We start from the raw sequence: 17737 nt of genomic DNA on the forward strand, positions 1-17737 counted from the left end.
GCGCGCCAAGCCACCACGCACCCGCACCCGGCGTCGTCCCCCGCGCCTCTCACGGCGACCCCGCCTTCTCACCGGCGAGGAGAAGCGCCCCGCAGGGGCGCGGGGAACTGCGCGATCAGCCACGACGCACCCGCACCCGGCCGACGACCCCCGTGCCCCCCACAGCGACTCCGCACCCCACCCCCCGATCCACGAAAGGCGACCATGGCCACCGAGACCGTCGACGCCGGCACCTACGACGTCCTCCGCGACCGGCTGGCCGCACACGCCGCCGAGCTGGCACGGCGAGCCGGGGAACTGAACACCCGCCGCGCGGAGGAGTTCGGCTCGACCCGGCTCGCCCTCTCCGCCACCACCACCCTCAAGACCCCCCACGCCTGCCTCCGCCAGGACATCGTGGCCGTCGGCGACCGACTCCTCCTCGGCAGCACCGGCCGCGGCGGCGAGAACACCGGCGTCGACGACGTACTCGCCCTCTACGACCGCGACGGCAACCGCCTCCCCGAGGACGACGGCTTCCTCGCCGACCCCGCGTTCGTCCGCGAGTTCACCGCCCTGACCCGCTACTACCGCGACGCCCACCTCCTGCGCCTGCGCCGCACCGACGGCCGTCTCCTCGCGGTGTTCCGCACCGGCGAGAAGGCCGACGACATCCGCGCCCTGCGCTGGACCCTGACCGAGGACGGCCGCGCCGAGTTCCTGGACGCCCGCGGCGACCGCGACGACGCCGTACCGCCCGCGCAGGACGTGACCTGGACCGACACCGGCCGCGCGGACCACGTCCTGGGCCGGGAACCGTACGTCGCCGTACCCGGTGGCCTCGGCGTCGCCGCCCTCGGCGGCACCCTCACCGTCCGCGGCGAGGACGGCGCGGAGCTGTACGCCGAGCCCGTCGCGGAACCCCTCCAGTCCCTCGCCGACGCCGCCGTGGCCCACGCGCGGGTCGGCCCCCTCACGCTGCTGCGCGTGCGGCCGTACAAGGAGGACACCGACCGCTACCTGGTCTTCAACGCCCTGACCCGGACGGTCGTCCGCCTCGACGGCCTCGGCCAGGCGTGCCGGCGGCTCCCCGAGGAGCAGGGCGTCGTCTTCCCCGGCGGGTACTGCCTGGCGAGCGGTCGCCACAAGGTGTACGAACTCGACGTCACCGGGCTGGAGTTCGAGCAGGAGATCCGCGCGCCCAACGGGGAGGACGTGCTGTACGCGTTCCGGGACCGTTCCGGCGGCGGCACGCTCCTGCTGTCGTACAACACGCTGCGCAAGGAGGTCGAGACCCCGCTGCCCTGCCAGGGCTGGGCGCTGTTCGAGGACGGCGCGCTCGCCGTGCTGCGCGCCGGGAGCGACGAGCCCGCGCACACGCACCCCCTCCAGTGGTGGACCTCGCCGTACGTCTCCGACACCCACGCCGCCGCGCTGCGCACCGGCACCGGCCCGCTCGCCCGCGTCGGCAACGCCGACCTCGTGCGCGGCCTCGCGGACTGCCTGTCCGTGGCCCGGCTGGTGGCCGACGGCATCACCACCGGCGAGGGCTACCGCGCGCTGACCGCCGCCTGCGTCCGGGCGGCCGACACCCACCACTGGCTCTCCGATCCCGAACTCGGCGATCTGCACGCGCCGTTGGCGGACGTGCGCGCGACCGCCGAGCAGGTGCTGGCCGAGTTCGAGACCGTACGCGAGCTGACCGAAGGCGCCGCCGGGGCGCTGGAGGAGGCCGCGGAGCGGATCGCGGCCGTGGTGCGCCGGCTGCGCGGCGAGGCCCCGCGCGAGGCCGCCGCCTGGGTCCGCGGACTGACCGAACTCCGCCGCGCCCACGGCCACGTGCTCACCCTGCGCGAGCTGCGCTACGTGGACCTGGACCGGGTGGCCGCGCTCGCCGCCGAGGCGGAGTCCGACCTGGCCGCCTTCGGCAAGCGCGCGGTGACGTTCCTGTCCCGCGAGGACGCCTTCACCGCCCAACGGGCCGAGGTGGAGCGGCTGGTGGCGGACGCGGACGCGATCGGCACCGTCGCGGACGCCGGACCGGTCGCCGAGCGCCTGGACGAGCTGGCCGACGGGCTGCACACCGTCACCGAGGTGGTCACCGGCCTCGACATCGCCGACGCCACCGTGCGCACGGCCGTACTGGAGCGGATCGCGGACGTCCTGGGCGGCGTCAACCGGGCCCGTGCCACCCTCGACGCCCGCCGCCGTGCCCTCCAGGACCAGGAGGGGCGCGCCGAGTTCGCCGCCGAGACGGCCCTGCTCGCCCAGGCCGTCACCGCCGCGCTGGCCGGTGCCACCAGCCCCGAGGCGTGCGACGACCAACTGGCCGCCGTACTGGCCCGGTTGGAGGACCTGGACGGCCGGTTCGCGGAGTTCGACGACTTCCTCGCCGAACTCGCCGCCAAACGCACCGAGATCTACGAGGCGTTCACCGCCCGCAAGCAGTCCCTCGCCGACGTCCGGGCCCGCCGGGCCGAGCAACTCGCCGTCTCGGCGGGGCGGATGCTGGAGACGGTGACCCGGCGGGCGGCCGGCCTCCCCGACACCGACGCGGTCACCGCGTACTTCGCCTCCGACCCGCTGGTCGCCAAGATCGTCCGCACCGCCGGGGAGCTGCGCGACCTCGGTGACAGCGTGCGCGCCGAGGAACTCGACGGCCGCCTCAAGGCCGCCCGCCAGGAGGCCGCGCGCGCCCTGCGCGACCGCGCCGACCTGTACGCCGACGACGGCCGCACCCTGCTGCTCGGCGGCCACCGCTTCGCCGTCAACACCCAGCCGCTCGACCTCGCCCTCGTGCCCGCCGGCGACGGCCTCGCCCTCGCCGTCACCGGCACCGACTACCGCGCCCCGGTCACCGACCCCGAGTTCACCGCCACCCGCCCCTACTGGGACCGGCACCTGCCCTCCGAGTCGCCCGAGGTCTACCGCGCCGAGTACCTCGCCGCCCGCCTCCTGGCCGAGCACGGCCCCGCCGCCCTCGCCGCCGCGGACGACCTGGCGGGACTGGTCCGCCGGGCGGCGCAGGAGTCGTACGACGAGGGCTACGAGCGCGGTGTCCACGACCATGACGCGACCCTGATCCTGACCGCGCTCCTCCCGCTGTACGAGGCCGCGGGCCCGCTGCGCCACGAACCCGCCGCCCGCGCCGCCGCCCACCTCTTCTGGACCCACGGCACCACGGAGCCGGCCCGCGCCGCCTGGCACCGCCGCGCCGTGTCCCTGGCCCGCGCCCGCGACGCCTTCGGCCCGACGGCGGCGCTGGGAGACCTGGTGGCGGAGCTGGCGGCGGCGATCGGGGAGTGGAACGGGGAGTGCGCTGGGGGGTGCGCCGGGGAGTGCGCCGGCGGTTCGTCCGGGGCGCCCGGAGAAGGAGCGGGGGCCGTGGTGGGAGCGCGCGCCGGGGCCGCCGCCGCATACCTCTTCGACGAGCTGACCGGCGGCCCCGACGGCTTCGTCCTCGGCGCGGCCGCCCGCACCCTGCTGGACAAGTTCCGCCAGGCGACGGCGGGTTCGGGCTACGGCCGGGACCTGGAGGGGCTGACCGGGCTGCGCGCCCGCCGGCAGGTGGCCGAGGCGTGGCTCACCGCGTACGCCGGCGCGAGCGGCGGCGACGCCGCCCCCGGCGAGCTGGCGGAGGCGGTCGCCGCCGAACTGTGTCCCGCGCTGCCCCGCTACGACGGCGACGCCCGGCTCGGTACGACCGTGGAGGGCCTCCTCGGCGCCCACCCCCGCGTGCCGGGCGGGCGGCTGGAGCTGCGGCTGGACGAGTTCCTGGCCCGTACCGCCCGCCACACCGCCCACGACGTGCCCGGCTTCCGGGCCTACCAGCGCCGCCGGGGCGCCCTGCTGGCCGCCGAGCGCGAACGGCTGCGCCTGGACGACCACCGCCCGCGCGTGATGCCGGCGTTCGTCCGCAACCGCCTCGTGGACGAGGTCTATCTGCCGCTGATCGGCGACAGCCTCGCCCGCCAGCTGGGCACCACCGGCACCACCAAGCGCACCGACACCGGCGGCCTGCTCCTGCTGGTCTCGCCGCCCGGCTACGGCAAGACGACGCTCATGGAGTACGTCGCCGACCGGCTCGGCCTGATGCTGGTCAAGATCAGCGGCCCGGCGCTCGGCCACACCGTCACCTCGCTGGACCCGGCCGACGCCCCGAACGCCACCGCGCGCCGGGAGATCGAGAAGATCAACTTCGCGCTGGCGGCGGGCAACAACACGCTGCTGTACCTGGACGACATCCAGCACACCTCGCCCGAACTCCTCCAGAAATTCATCCCGTTGTGCGATGCGACGCGGCGCGTGGACGGCGCCTGGGACGGCGAGCCGCGCACCTACGACCTGCGCGGCAAGCGGTTCGCGGTGTGCATGGCGGGCAACCCGTACACGGAGTCGGGGGAGCGGTTCCGGATCCCCGACATGCTCGCCAACCGGGCCGACGTATGGAACCTGGGCGACGTGCTGACCGGCAAGGAGGACGTGTTCGCGCTGAGCTTCGTGGAGAACGCCCTGACCGCCAACCCGGCCCTGGCGCCCCTCGCCGCCCGCGACCGCGCCGACCTGGACCTGCTGGTCCGCCTGGCCGCGAACGACCCGACCGCCCGCGCCGACCGCCTGTCGTCCCCCCTCCCCCCGGCCGAACTCGGCACGGTACTGGCCCTGTTGGGCCACCTCCTCGCCGTCCGCGACACGATCCTCACCGTCAACGCGGCCTACATCGCCTCCGCCGCCCAGTCCGCGGACGCCCGCACCGAGCCGCCGTTCCGCCTCCAGGGCTCGTACCGCGACATGAACAAGATCACCCAGCGCCTGCGCCCGGTCATGAACCCCGCCGAGCGCGAGGCCGTCGTCCAGGACCACTACACGGCCGAGGCCCAGACCCTGACCACGGGCGCCGAGGCGAACCTCCTCAAACTCGCCGAACTGCGCGGCACCCTGGACCCGGCCCAGTCCGCCCGCTGGACCGCCATCAAATCCGCCCACCTCCGCACCCGCACCCTCGGCGGCCCCGAGGACAACCCCCTGACCCGCGCCGTCGCCGCGCTGACCGTGCTGGCGGACCGGGTGGCCGCCGTGGAGACGGCCATCAACCGTGCCACCGGCCACACCTCCACCTGAACCGGCTCAGCGCGCGGACCTGGGGTGATCGCGGAGGTGCCGGAGGCGTTGCCAGGAGGCGGGGTCGGTGCCGTCGCCGAGCGGGTAGTGGAGGGCGGGCCGCGCCACGGGGCCGAGCCGGACAGGCCGAACCGGCCCCGCTTCGGCCACCGCGGCACCTGTGAGACGTACCGCCTCGCAGCCCAGTGTGAAGGAGAGCGGCACGAATGGCGGCTCGCGGTACGGCGGGGTGGTCAGGTCGGCGCGGGCGGTGCGCAGGCTGGCGAGCATGGACGTGAGGCGGTGGCGGGTGGCCAGCGTCTCGGCCAGCCCGGCGAGGGCGCGCGGAGGCGCCTGGCCGCCGCGGTAGCCGAAGGCGAGGGTGATCTGCTCCTCCACACCGGCCGGGGTGCGCACGACACGGCAGGTCGCGATCGCCGGGCGGTCCGGGGCCCCGACGGCGACCAGCCAGGTGCCGGCGGACTTCTCGGCACGGGCACGGGCCAGTTCGGTCAACTGCCGTGGCGACCAAGGCAGGTTGACGGGCTCGGCGGTGGACCAGCCGGCGGGCGTGTCCCCGGTGAGGGCCCGCCACGCGGCCTCCAGGGCGCCGCCGAGGACAAGGTTGTCGTCGGCCGGGTGAGTGGTGCGGATGGTCAGCTGGAGCTGCCGCTCACCGTGGGCGGCAGCGGGCGCCTCGAAGGCGCCGGCCACCTTCGCCCCGCCGTCCGCCGCCGGCACGGGAGCGAAGCGGCCCTCGTGCCAGTGGAGTACGGCGCCGGTGAGCCCGTCGTAGTAGCCGCAGGCGGGGTCGCGGACGACCCAGCGGACGGGCAGGCCGGTCATCAGGGTGCGGGTGGGCAGGGTGAGCCGGGTGCCGGGCGGGGTGAGGATCTGAAGCTCGCGTCCGGAGGGGATGGTGGCCCGCAGGAGATCGGTGAGCCAGGTGGTCGCGGCGACGACGGGACGGTCCTGGACGAGTACGGCCGCCCGGTCGGTGAGGAGGTCGACGCCGAGGGCGCTGTCATCGGAACTGCCCTCGATGCCGGAGGGAAGAAGGACGACCTCCGTGTGCGCGGCCTCGGCCGGCCAGGTGACCCCGCCCAGCACGGAGGCGAGCCGCCCGGCGACCGACCCGGCCAGCCGCCCGGCCTCCGCGACCGCGGCGGTCGCCCGCACCTCGGTCCACCACACCGGCGCCTCGCCCCGCACACCCACCCCGAGCAACCGGCCGACCTCACCGGGCACCTGCACGAACAACGGCACTTCGACATCCACCAGGGGCCACCCACCAACCGCACACAACCGAACGGCGGCCCCCTCGGAGACACGGTCCACCCGTAGACCTGGGCCACCGGCGAACAGCCCGGCGAGCAAGGTCCGGACATCTGGCGCCTTCGGGGTGAGGGCGATCACGTCATGCGTCATGGGACCAGAACTCACGTTTCGAACTCGTTGAGCCAGCTTCCCCGCAACAGGTGTTTGGGCAGGTATTCAGATTCGACTTCGATCGGGAACCCCGCATCATGGGCGAGGCAGGCCATGGCGAGCGGTCCTAGAGCAATGAAGCCGGAAGGGCTAGTGATTCGTTCTTCGTCCTGGGTCCAGTATTCCTTGTGCCAGCGAATTGCGTCGAACAGAGCTTCGTTGAACTGGTCCGGCTGTCGGGCGATATACCTGTAGAACAGGTTGATCGGTGGGTAGAGCACCTTCAGGACGGTGTCCGAGTCTGCCACGTGGATAGCCTCCGGGGCGGTGCCGTCCATTGCGGCGGTCAGTAGCCCACCGATGTCACCTCCTCGACGCCAAGCCGATTGCAGAGCCCCCACCCAAGGGTAAATATATTCATCGAAGACGGCACCCGAGTCGCGTAGCAAGGTCACCGGTACGGTCGCTAGCCTGTTCATGCGGTCCTGTTCGCGGCAGACGACCGCCAGCCAGAACGCGGTCAACCAGTTGCCCGCATCCGTGTAGTGCTGCGGACCCGTGGTCTGAATGGTCCTTACCCTGTCGGCGATGCGGCACGACACTGTTCCCTCGGTGGAGGTCGCGGCCGCGAACAGAGCGGACCCCACCTGCATGGCGGTGACCCATGCTTCCCAGGTGGGGAGGTTCGCGGCCCTGGGGTCAGCGGCGCAGTAGGTCTGGGCGGCGAGCACGGATGTGCCGAACGCCAGGTTGAAGTTCTCCGGAGATGACTCCAGGGTATCGATCCTTTGATGAGCGCGTTCGTCCAGCTTCCTCGCTCGATTCTCCATTTCATCCAGAGGGAAATCGTGCCGCGGCACGGTGGTTGTCATTTCTATGTCCCTTTTCGAATGTCGAAGTACTTCAAGACGTAACCATTATACTTATCGCCCTTGGGGTTCGCCCTGACTTCGATATAGTCGAGGTTTCCCTCGTCGAGGGCGGTGGTCAGGTTTTCTGCCAAATCAAATTCTCCGCGTGCCTCCATCTTGAGGATCGTGGCTTCGAAATATTGTCGGGTCCCCTGTTGGTATCTTCGGCCGCCGAGGTCTCGCTCGCCCAGATCGGTTGTAAGCGAAGCTTTTGCCTCTACCACTATTATTTTTCCAGAGGGGGTGCGCCATATCTGGTCGAACTTGAAGCGCCCGCGGGTTCCGTCGTCCAGTCGGGTGGAGCCTCGGTAGTTATCCGGGATGGCGTGATATTCTGCTGCCTTTTCTCCCAGATCTTCGGCGCCGTCCCGAGCGGCGGTATGGGATTCTTTGTATTCCTTCACCGCTTTGTGCAGAGCGGCCTCGTTAGCCGGAGACTCGTGCGCATCATATGCGGCTTGCGCGGCTAGTTTCTTCTTCTCGGTGGCCAGGTCTATGTCGATAAGATGCCGACGCTTCGCAGCGGTCTCGTCCAGCAGAGGGCGATGTTCCGGGTTGACGGATGCGGGATCTCCGATCACCTCGCCGGGATGGTAAGTGGCTCGAACCAGCGGGGGCTCGTTGGCAGACCATGGCCGATCAGGGTTTCCGGTGGCGTGCAGCTGCGCGAGATCATTGCCGTACTCGTCCTTGCCTTCGACGGAGAGACGTCGGCCGTTGGAGCGGTAGTGCTTCTTGAACCACTCCGGGTTGTTGTTGGCTTTGTCGACCTGCTCCCGGAGTATCTCCTCGTGGGATTTCCCGCTTTGGTGAGAGTTGCCGCTGCCACTGTCATGGCCGCTGCCGGCACTGTGCCGACTACCGTCAGCACTACCGTGTGCAGCAAACCCCTCAGCTCCACTGTGCGGTCCGGACAATTCGGCAACGCCATGGGCCGGGGCCGTTCCGACGTGAGACCCACCATGTCCTGCGCCGACCAGTTCGTGTTGGCGCTCCGGCGTCGAGACCGAGCGTGTCCGGTCCTCGGCCGCCGGTTCGTGGGGCGCCGCTGAGGTGTCGTCGGCGCCGTGCTTGCCGTGGATGAACTTGCCGTCCTCGATGCGCAGATGGGAGCCGTCGGGCAGGCGGAGGAAGCTGTGGGCCTTGTCTGCGGTGGTGGCGGCGTCCGTGGCCGCCCGGACGCCCGAGACCAGGTCGGATACCTTCGGCAGGGTGCGGGCGGCGACGCCGGCCGTTTTGGCTGCCGCGCCGATCGGGTCCAGCGCCTCGCCGATCTTTGCCGCGGTGCCGGCCACCCGTGCCACGGCGCCCGCCTCGCCCGCCGCAGAGCCCGCCCTGGAGGCGGCGCCAAGGGGGCCCGCGCCCAGGGTGAGGGCGTTGAAGACGACCGTGCCGAATGCCTTGCCGGGGTTGGTGGACCAGTCGTCCCAGCCGACGAGGGATTTGGCGAACTCCTTGGCGTAGGGCTTGTTGTCCTCCATGAACTGGTCCGCCACCGGGCCGAGGTGGCTGTTCCGGTCGCCGTTCGGGTCGAGGAGGTAGCCTTCGGCGCCGACGATGACCCGCACCAGGCCCTCACGGGTGGTGCTGCCCTCGCGACCGGGGCTGAGCAGGTCGATCAGTCCCGTGACCGAGCCCTTTGCGTTGTCCCAAATGCCGATCCCCACCTGCTCGAGGTGGTAGTCGATGCCGAACGGCAGCATCTCCTCGTGCTCCGGGCTGCCCCACGGCAGCTTCTGCGCATGGGCCAGCTGGTCGGCGCTGAAACCGTAAGTGTTCTTCTGGTCCGGCTTGCCGTTGGCCATGTGCCACTGGGTACCGCCCACCAACGCGGTGATCTTGTCGGCACAGCTCACCTCGGCTTGCTCGAAGGCGGCGACCGCCGTGTTCACTCCGTCCCAGATCGCCTGGTACTCGGCCACCTTGTCCGGGTCCTTGCGCCAGGTCTCCATGCCGCTGTCGTGACCCTTGACCGACGCCACGAACACCCGCGCCTGCTCGCGCAGCGTCTCCAACCGCTTGACGATCTCGGCGACTTCGACCATGTACGTCTCCAGCGCACCGGCCACCGAGTTCAGCTTGTCGCCGAAATCCGCGGAAGTGTCCCGCACCGCCTGCGTGGTGCCGAAGAGTTGCGCGGCCTCGGGCGCCTTGTAGAAGGCGTCGAGATGCTGGAAGCGGGTGTGGACGGCGCCGCCGTGTTCGCTGATCGCCTGTGCCGCCTGCCGCAGGGAGATGATCTGCTGGTGGAGCCGGACGAGGTCACCGGTGAACGTCGGGATCTTCTCCGGGCTGATCACCGCTTGCTGTCCGCCTTCCGGCGGGCCTTCTCCAGGAACGCCGCCACGTCAGGCGGCAGCGTCGCGTGATGCTGGGCGTTCCACGCCTGCTCCAAGTCCCCGGCCAGGTAGGCGTTGGTCGCCTCGATCGCGCCGTTCGCCGAGTCGCTGGCGCGCAGCGGGAGGAACGCCACGTCCTTCTCCGTGCCTTCGACGAACTTCCCGAGCGCAACCGCCACCAGCCCACCCGCCTGGCCGGCCCCACCGCCGCCCTCCCCGCCGAAGGACAACGTGCCCGCCGCCTCCATCGCACCCTGCACGCTCCCCCCGTACAGCGTGATCCCGGCGCTCATCTCTCCGGCGGCCTCCCTCACCTTGGAGATCACCGACTGCACGCCTCCGGGAGAGATGTCCCACCCCGTCACGCGACCCCCTAAATCCTCTGCTCGCAACGCCACTTCAGTGTCGCCGAGCATTGCACACCTCACTGACAGCGGAACTTCATTATGGTCAGCCGGTCATGTGCGGCAGCAACGCGGGCAGAGCGGAAGGCGTCCTCAAACGTGGTGGTGGCTTTGCCCCCCGTGCCCCCCGGCGCCTTCCGGCGTTCCGCCCATCGTCCGCAGCATCGCCCTCCCGCCCGTGCGCAGGAAGCGGAGGACGAGGGTGGCGGCGAGGAGGAGGAAGGCCAGGTTGAGCCAGGTCGTGTAGTTCCAGCGGATGCCTTCCTCGGGGAGCCGGGCGGTGACGTGGCCGGGGATGAGGCCGAGGCCGCCGAAGAGGTACTCCACCGCGTAGCCGGCCACCGCGATGGCGGTGAAGAAGGTGGCCAGCAGGAACGCGGCCATGCGCGGCCCGTAGTACTTCCGGTAGATGTTGAGGATCGGGAGGATCAGCAGGTCGGCGTAGATGAAGGCGATGACGCCGCCGAAGCTGATGCCGCCCTTCCACAGGACCACCGCCAGCGGCACGTTGCCGATCGAGCAGACGAACGTGGCGACGGCGACGACCGGGCCGATCAGCGGGCCGGTCAGCTTGGCGGCGAGGGGGTGGCCGGCCAGGAAGAAGGTGTGCCAGAAGTCGTCGGGCACCCACGCGGCGATGGCCCCGGCGATCAGCAGTCCCGCCACCAGGTCGCGCAGGATCGCCGCCCACTCCATGACGAAGATGTGCGACACGGAGGTGAACCCGGCGCGCGAGAGGAGCCGGCGCAGGAAACCGCCCTCGCCCTGGACCGACATGTCCATCGCCGCGTGGCCCTCCATCGACCCGGCGACGCCCCGTTCGGCCTGCTCACGGGCCCCGCGCAGCAGCCGTTCGCGCAGGAGGACGCGGAACAGCGCCGCCAGTACGACGATCATGATCGGGCCGCCGGCGAACTCCGCCGCGGTGAACTGCCAGCCCATCAACAGGGCCAGGATCACGCCGAGTTCGATGACGAGGTTGGTCGAGGCGATCTCGAAGGCCATCGCGGCGGTGAAGTTCGCGCCCTTGCGGAACAGGGAGCGGGCGAGGGCGACGGCGGCGTACGAGCAGGAGGACGACGCGGCGCCGAGGCCCGCGGACAGGGCGAGCGTGCGCGGGCGGTCGTCGCCGAGCAGTCGTACGACCGTCTCGCGGCGCACCACCGCCTGCACGACGGCCGAGAGCGTGAAGCCGAGGATCAGTGCCCAGGCGATCTCCCAGGCCATCGATCCGGTGATGAACAGCGCGTGCCCGATCGCGTGCATGCAGCGCACTCCCTCCGCGGTGGTGCGTTTCCGCCACCCGGCGAGAGTACCCCCGTGGGGTATCGGGAAACGTGGGAAAGGCCCCGTTCGGCGAATCGAGCGGCTGGTGGCCTGCGGCGCCGACACGGTGCTCGTCGCCCGTGCCCCCGAGGCGATTGTCGGCACCCTGGTCCTGGTGCTGCTGCCCCTGCCGTCCGGGCTGCGGGGCCGGATCGAGGACGTGGTGGTCGACGGCGCGGCGCGCGGCCGGGGGGTCGCCGGGCTGCTGATCGAGGAGGCGGTGCGGCTCGCCCGTGAGGCGGGAGCGCGGACGCTCGACCTCACCTCACGTCCGGACCGTGCCGCCGCGAACCGGCTGTACGAGCGGATCGGCTTCCGGGCGCGGGAGTCCGCCGTGTTCCGGCTGGGGCGGTAGGTCCCTTTCGGCGTACCGCCATCCCGTGCGGTACGCCGGGAGGGTCAGGACGGCTGTGACGTCAGCAGGGGGCGCAGGGCGCCCGTGCGCAGGCGGTCCACCAGTGGCGGGGCGGTGCGGCGCAGCACGAGGACGGCGGCGAGGGAGACGACGCTGCCGACCAGGGCGCCGACGGCCACGTCGTGGGGGTAGTGCGCGCCGACGTACACCCGCGAGGCGCCCATCGCGATCGCGGTGACGAGGGCGAGGGCGCCGAGGCGGCGGTTGATCAGGAGCAGGGCCACCGCGAAGGCGAAGGCGACGGTGGTGTGGTTGCTGGGGAAGGCGTAGTCGTCGGGCGCGGGGCACGCCTCCAGCAGGAAGTCGTGGGGGAGCGCGCGGCACGGGCGGGGCTCGTCGAAGACGTCCTTGATCCCGCTGTTGACCGCGTACGCGAGGAGGACGGCGATCGGCGTCGCCAGTACGGCGGCCATGGCGGTGCTGCCCTGTCCCCTGGCCCGCCACCACGCCACCAGCAGATACACCGCGAACAGGCCGATGCCGAAGGCGCTGAACAGCGATGCCGGCTCGTTCAGCCAGTGCGTGTGCCGGGCGAAGTCGGTGACGTCGGTGTACAGGCCGCCGTCTATCGCCGCGCCGTCGAGCGCCTGGGTGGTCGGGGAGGAAGTCGTCATCAGGTGGGTCTCCGGGCCGTGCTGCATGTGCCGCGGGCGCCGGGAAACGGGCGCGGGCACCGATCGGACGTACGGATGAAGCGCGGACGTCCCCGAGGTGAACGTCTACAAGTATGTAGACGATATCAGGTGACGACATGAGATGCCGACCCGCCCGCGCCGGCCCCTGCCAGACCCGCCCGCGCCGGCCCCTCTCCGACCCGCCCCTGCCTGCCCCGCCCGACCCGAACGGCCCCGCTCTGCTCGCGCCCGCGCGCGGAGGGCGGTGCGCTGGTGACCTGTACGGCGAGGAGGTGCCAGTGACGAACGGCGCGACCCCCGACCATCCCGACCACGACCCGGACCGCCCACGCCAGGACTGGGACCGCCCCGGCGACCCCGGCCGTCCCGGCGACCCCGGCCGTCCCGGTGACCCCGGCGACCCCGGCCGTCCCGGCGACCCCGGCGGCCCCGGCGGTCCCGGTGACCCCGGCGACCCCAGCCACACCGCCCACCCCAGCGACCCCGACCACCCCGACCACCCCGACCGCTCCGAGCTGGACGATCTGCGTGCCCGGCTCGCCGCCCTCGAAGCCGAGCGGCGCGCACGGCACGGCGGGGCGGTACGGGCCCGGCGCCGTCCCGTCTCCGCCCTCGCCGCCGTCCTCCTCGTCCTCGGCTGCCTCCTCGTCCCGCTCGCCGTCGTCGCCACCTGGGCCGCCGATCTGGTCGGCGACACCGACCGCTATGTCGCCACCGTCGCCCCGCTCGCCTCCGACCCCGCCGTGCAGGACGCCGTCGCGAACCGAACCACCGACGCGCTGATGGACCGGATCCACCTGCCCACGCTGCTCTCCGACGTGGCGCCCTCCGACCGCCCCCTGCTGGAGAAGGCGCTGGGCGGGCTGGGCGGTGGCCTGGAGAACGCCGTACGGGGGTTCGTACACGATCAGGCCCGCGACGCCGCCGCCTCGCCGGCCTTCGCCACGGTCTGGACCGACGCCAACCGCGCGGTGCACGCCTCCCTGGACAAGGCGCTGACCGGCACCGGGGGCGGCGCGGTGCGGCTGACGGACGACACCGTGACCCTCGATCTCGCCCCGCTCATCGAGGACGTCAAGAAGCGCATGGCCGGCGCGGGGATGACCTTCGCGAGTCATATCCCCGCCGTCCACGCCCGGTTCACGCTTCTGGAGTCCCGGCAGGTGGCCGAGGTGAGGACGTACGTACGGCTGCTGCGCATCGCCGGCAACTGGCTGCCGGTGCTCGCCGTCCTGCTGATCGCCGCGGGGGTCCTGCTGTCGCTGCGCCGCCGCCGCGCCCTCGTCGCGGGTTGTCTCGGCGCGGCCCTCGCCACCGCCCTGCTCGGCATCGGGCTGCGCGTCTTCCGCGCGTTCTACCTGGACCGGCTGCCCGCCGACGTCTTCCCGGACGCGGCCGGCGCGGTCTACGACACCCTGACCCGCTTCCTTCAGACCGCGGTGCGGATGGTGATCGTGCTCGGCGTCGTCATCGCGCTGGGCGCCTGGCTGAGCGGCTCCGGGCGGCGGGCCGCTCTGGTGCGGGGCCTGTGGACCGAGGGCATCGGCGCGGCCCGCGGCACCGCCGGCCGCGCGGGCCTGCGCACCGGCCCGGTCGGCCCCTTCGTACGCCGGCACCGCCCCTGGTTCACCTGGCTCCTGGTCGCCGCGGCCGTGCTGGTCTGCCTGCTGTGGCCGTACCCCACGGGCTGGGTGATCCTCGTCATCGTCCTGTGCCTGCTGTTCGCCCTGGCGGCGGTCGAGTTCCTGGCGACGGGCGCCGCGTAGACCGTGGTCGCGCCAGGCAGCCTCACCAGCCCCCGGCCGCCGCCCCGTGAACCACTGCCCCGAAGCCCACCCGCCGCTGCCCCCTCCCTCCCCCTCCGCTGCTCCCCGCGCCGCTCACCCCCTCGACCCCACCCCCCGTATTCCTGCTCCATCAGCTTTCCGCCCGTGCAGTGGCTTTCCGACTCCGTCCGCAACCGCCGTGAGACCGGAGAGCCGCATGTCCCGAGAGGCGCCCTACCTCGCCGTGGCCGACGCGCTGCGGGCGCGGATTCTCGCGGGGGAGTGGCGGCTCGGCGGGCGGCTGCCGTCGCGGGCGCGGCTCGCGGTGGAGTACGGGGTCGGCCGCAATGTCGCCCAGCGGGCCGTGGACCGGCTGATCGCCGAGGGGCTGCTGGAGGGGCGCGCGGGATCGGGGACGTACGTACGGGCGCCCCGCGAACGCCTGCCGATGATCCGGGCGCGCCGGCGCGGGAGCCCCGGACACCCGGCCACCAGCGTGGCCGAGCGCGGCCGGGCCGGCGCGTGGGACTTCCATACGCGGGTGCGGGTCCCCGCCCCCGCGGCCATCGCCGGGCGGCTCGCCATCGCGCCCGGCGACCCGTGCGTCAGCACGCACTACGAATTCCTCGCCGACGGACAGCCCGTCCAACTCTCCGACTCCTGGGAACCGTTGGCGATCACCGGCGGTACCCCGGTCGTGCTGCCGGAGCGGGGGCCGCTCGCGGGCAAGGGCGTGATCGCGCGGATGCGCTCCCTCGGGGTGCGCGTCGAGACCGTGGCCGAACTGCCCCGCCCGGCCCGTGCCACACGGGAGCAGGCCAATCTGCTCGGCATCAGCCCCGGCGACCTGGTCCTGCGGATCGAGCGGACCCTCTACGACTCCGGGGGCCGCCCGGTGGAGACCGCCGACATCGTCGTCCCGGACGCACGGCGCGAAGTGCTCTACGAGTTCGCCGTCGACCGGGGGTAGCCGCCGATGCCCCCGCTCCCCGCCACCCGGTCCGGTCTCCTGCGCGACCGGGACTTCCGCCTCCTGTTCGCCGCCACCGCGCTCGGCCAGCTCGGTGACCGCGTCGTCTTCCTGGCGCTGCCCCTGGTCGCCCTCACGGTCCTGCGCGCCGACGCGTTCCAGGTCGGCCTGCTGACCGCGGCCACCACGGCGGGCTCCCTGCTGGCCGGTCTCCCGGCGGGCGCCTGGGTGGACCGCGTGCGCAAGCGCCCGGTGCTGACCGGCGCCGACCTCGCGCGCGCCGCCGTGCTGCTCTCGGTCCCGGCGGCCCGCTGGTCCGGCCTGCTGACCGTCGAGTGGCTCTACGGCACCGCCCTCGCCCACGGCCTGCTCACCGTCTTCTTCGACGTCTCCTACGCCAGTTACCTGCCCCACCTGGTCGGCCGCGCGAGGCTCCTGGAGGCCAACTCCACGCTCTCCGCGGTCCGTTCGGCGACCAGTATCGGCGGCCCGGCGCTGGCGGGCCCGCTGGTGGGCGGCTGCGGACCGGCGACGACCCTCCTGGCGAGCGCGACCGGGATGACGCTGTCCGCGCTCCTCGCGCTCGCCGTCCGCCGCCGCGAGGACAGGCCCGTACGGCAAGACGCCCGGCCCCGGCTGCGCCGCGAGGTGCGGGAAGGGCTGCGCTTCGTGCTCGCCCACCCGGTGCTGCGCGCGACGATCCTCGGCGACGCGGTCTTCAACCTCTTCCTGGCCATGTACCAGGCCATGCTCCTGCTCTTTCTGGAACGGGAGTCGGGTCTCGGCGCGGCCGGTGCCGGGCTGGTCCTCTCCGGGATGGGGTGCGGCGCTCTGCTGGGCGCGCTGTCGGTGACCTGGCTCGTGCGGCGGTTCGGGCAGGGGACGGTGGTCTGGCTCGCCCCGCTGGTCACCTGCCCGCCGACCGCGCTGACCCCCTTGGCCCGTACCGGAGCCGGCCTCGGCGTGGCGGCGGTGGGGCTGGCGGCGCTGAGCTTCGGCGGGGTCGTACGCGTCGTCGCCCAGACCGGCTTCCAGCAGTCCCTCACCCCGGACGGGCTGCTCGGCCGGATGAACGCGACCGCCCGGTTCGTCTCCTGGGGCGTCCTCCCGCTCGGCGGTCTGCTGGGCGGTGCCGCGGGCACGGCCTTCGGGGCACCGGCCGCCCTGCTGGTCGCCGCGGCCGGTATGACGCTCGGCTTCCTCCCCGCCTTTCTGTCCCCACTGCGCACAGCCGAAAGGAATAAATCGCCTGCCTGCAAGCCGAATTGAGGTTTCCCGCCGCCGACTTGTCCGGACATGTTTTCGCCGTCCGGCCACGGTCCGCTCCACCGGCGTTCTTCCGGGCGTACCCGCGCGCCCCTAGGTTCCCGCTGTCATGTACGCGCCCCGCTTCCGGTCAGGGGCCCACTTCCAGCAGGAGAGCGCATGGTCTCGCGTCGTACCGCTACCGCCCTCACCGCCACGGCGGCCGCCACGCTCCTCGGGTTCGCCGGGTACACGGCACCCGCGGCCAGTGCGGCGGGCACCGGCACCAGCCTGTCGGTGTTCGCCTGGAACGTCGACCTCGGCACCGCGATCGTGGACAGCACCCAGAACGAGAAGGCGGCCCAGCGCACGCCGGTCATCGAGTCGATCGTCCGGGCGCACGGCGCGGACGTGGTGGTGCTGGACGAGGACTTCAACAACACCTCGACCGCCGACATCGTGAGCAAGCTGTCGGACCTGTACCCGTACCACACCCCGGTGGTCGGCCAGACCTGCTCCGGCGGCGGCTGGAACGGCATCAGCGGCGACTGCTCCGACTCGCCGTTCGTCATCAACGGCGGCACGATGATCCTGTCCAAGTACCCGATCACCGCCCAGTACGCGCACGTCTTCAGCAACTCCACCTCCGGCACCTGGGACTACCACGCCAACAAGGGCGCGGCGCTGGTCCGCATCGCCAAGGGCGGCACCCAGAGCTGGGTGGTCGGCACCCACCTCCAGGCCGACGAGTCCGGCACCTCCACCGACACCACCCAGTCCACCCGGCTCGCCCAGCTCCGCGAGATCCGCTCCTGGGCCGACTCCATCGCCGGCACCAGCGCCCCGGTGCTGATCGGCGGCGACATGAACGTGGAGTACTACGGCGGCCAGTCCCGCGGCGACTACGCCAACGCCCAGACCGCGGTGAACGGCGTCCTCGGCACCCCCGCCACCGACCCGGCCCAGACCCTGCGCACCATGGACTGCCCGGTCTCCGCCTGGTGCCAGTACATGTCCGGCGTCGAGAGCTTCCCCGAGGACTACCGCGACGACGTCGACTACCTCGGCTACCTCAACGCCCCCGGCCGCCCGGTCCCCTCGGCCGTCTCCCCGGTCAAGGTCGACTTCGACCCCCAGCCCGGCTGGACCACCGGCCAGACCGACACCAACGCCCCCAGCGACCACTACCCGGTCGAGACGACGTTCCAGCTCGGCTGAC

The 17737-nt window shown here is 72.4% G+C and carries 11 protein-coding genes and 1 pseudogene; 6 read left to right on the forward strand and 6 right to left on the reverse strand.

Going from position 1 to position 17737, the window contains the following annotated elements:
* Window positions 1-204 precede the first annotated feature (204 nt).
* On the forward strand, window positions 205-5100 hold the full coding sequence (locus tag AC069R_RS09925) for a DNA repair ATPase (protein ID WP_478766085.1): 4896 nt from the start codon (window positions 205-207) through the stop codon (window positions 5098-5100).
* Between the two features lie 6 nt (window positions 5101-5106).
* Here AC069R_RS09925 and AC069R_RS09930 read toward each other — a convergent pair whose 3' ends face one another.
* From AC069R_RS09930 to AC069R_RS09950, 5 genes are all read right to left on the reverse strand, one after another.
* Window positions 5107-6507: a DUF6177 family protein gene (locus AC069R_RS09930; RefSeq protein WP_478766087.1), complete on the reverse strand. Its 1401-nt coding sequence runs from the start codon at window positions 6505-6507 to the stop codon at window positions 5107-5109.
* 11 nt (window positions 6508-6518) lie between these two features.
* The gene (locus AC069R_RS09935) at window positions 6519-7379 is read right to left on the reverse strand and encodes an immunity 49 family protein (protein ID WP_478766089.1); all 861 of its coding nucleotides are present in this window, start codon (window positions 7377-7379) and stop codon (window positions 6519-6521) included.
* Between the two features lie 2 nt (window positions 7380-7381).
* On the reverse strand, window positions 7382-9718 hold the full coding sequence (locus tag AC069R_RS09940) for a hypothetical protein (protein WP_478766091.1): 2337 nt from the start codon (window positions 9716-9718) through the stop codon (window positions 7382-7384).
* Window positions 9715-10173: a DUF6507 family protein gene (locus AC069R_RS09945; RefSeq protein WP_478766093.1), complete on the reverse strand. Its 459-nt coding sequence runs from the start codon at window positions 10171-10173 to the stop codon at window positions 9715-9717. The genes AC069R_RS09940 and AC069R_RS09945 overlap by 4 nt, the downstream gene beginning before the upstream one ends.
* Window positions 10174-10254: 81 nt before the next feature.
* Window positions 10255-11427 carry a permease gene (locus tag AC069R_RS09950; protein WP_478766095.1) on the reverse strand — a complete coding sequence of 391 codons (1173 nt, stop codon included), beginning with the start codon at window positions 11425-11427 and terminating at the stop codon, window positions 10255-10257.
* 94 nt (window positions 11428-11521) lie between these two features.
* On the opposite strand from AC069R_RS09950, the pseudogene AC069R_RS09955 reads away from it, so the two are divergent.
* Window positions 11522-11842, forward strand: a pseudogene (locus AC069R_RS09955) (GNAT family N-acetyltransferase); the annotation flags it as partial.
* A gap of 44 nt (window positions 11843-11886) precedes the next feature.
* Here the strand turns inward: AC069R_RS09955 and AC069R_RS09960 are convergent.
* On the reverse strand, window positions 11887-12516 hold the full coding sequence (locus AC069R_RS09960) for a phosphatase PAP2 family protein (RefSeq protein WP_478766097.1): 630 nt from the start codon (window positions 12514-12516) through the stop codon (window positions 11887-11889).
* A 536-nt stretch (window positions 12517-13052) separates the two neighbouring features.
* Between AC069R_RS09960 and AC069R_RS09965 the strand changes: the two genes are divergently transcribed.
* From AC069R_RS09965 to AC069R_RS09980, 4 genes are all read left to right on the forward strand, one after another.
* On the forward strand, window positions 13053-14303 hold the full coding sequence (locus AC069R_RS09965) for a hypothetical protein (protein WP_478766146.1): 1251 nt from the start codon (window positions 13053-13055) through the stop codon (window positions 14301-14303).
* Between the two features lie 217 nt (window positions 14304-14520).
* Window positions 14521-15273 (forward strand): GntR family transcriptional regulator, encoded by a 753-nt coding sequence (locus AC069R_RS09970; RefSeq protein WP_478766099.1) that lies wholly within the window; start codon window positions 14521-14523, stop codon window positions 15271-15273.
* Between the two features lie 6 nt (window positions 15274-15279).
* Entirely contained in the window at window positions 15280-16542 is a 1263-nt protein-coding gene (locus AC069R_RS09975; RefSeq protein ID WP_478766101.1) for an MFS transporter, read from the forward strand.
* A gap of 156 nt (window positions 16543-16698) precedes the next feature.
* Entirely contained in the window at window positions 16699-17736 is a 1038-nt protein-coding gene (locus AC069R_RS09980; protein ID WP_478766103.1) for a sphingomyelin phosphodiesterase, read from the forward strand.
* Window position 17737 lies beyond the last annotated feature (1 nt).

The organism is Streptomyces sp. NPDC043952, assembly GCF_056435325.1.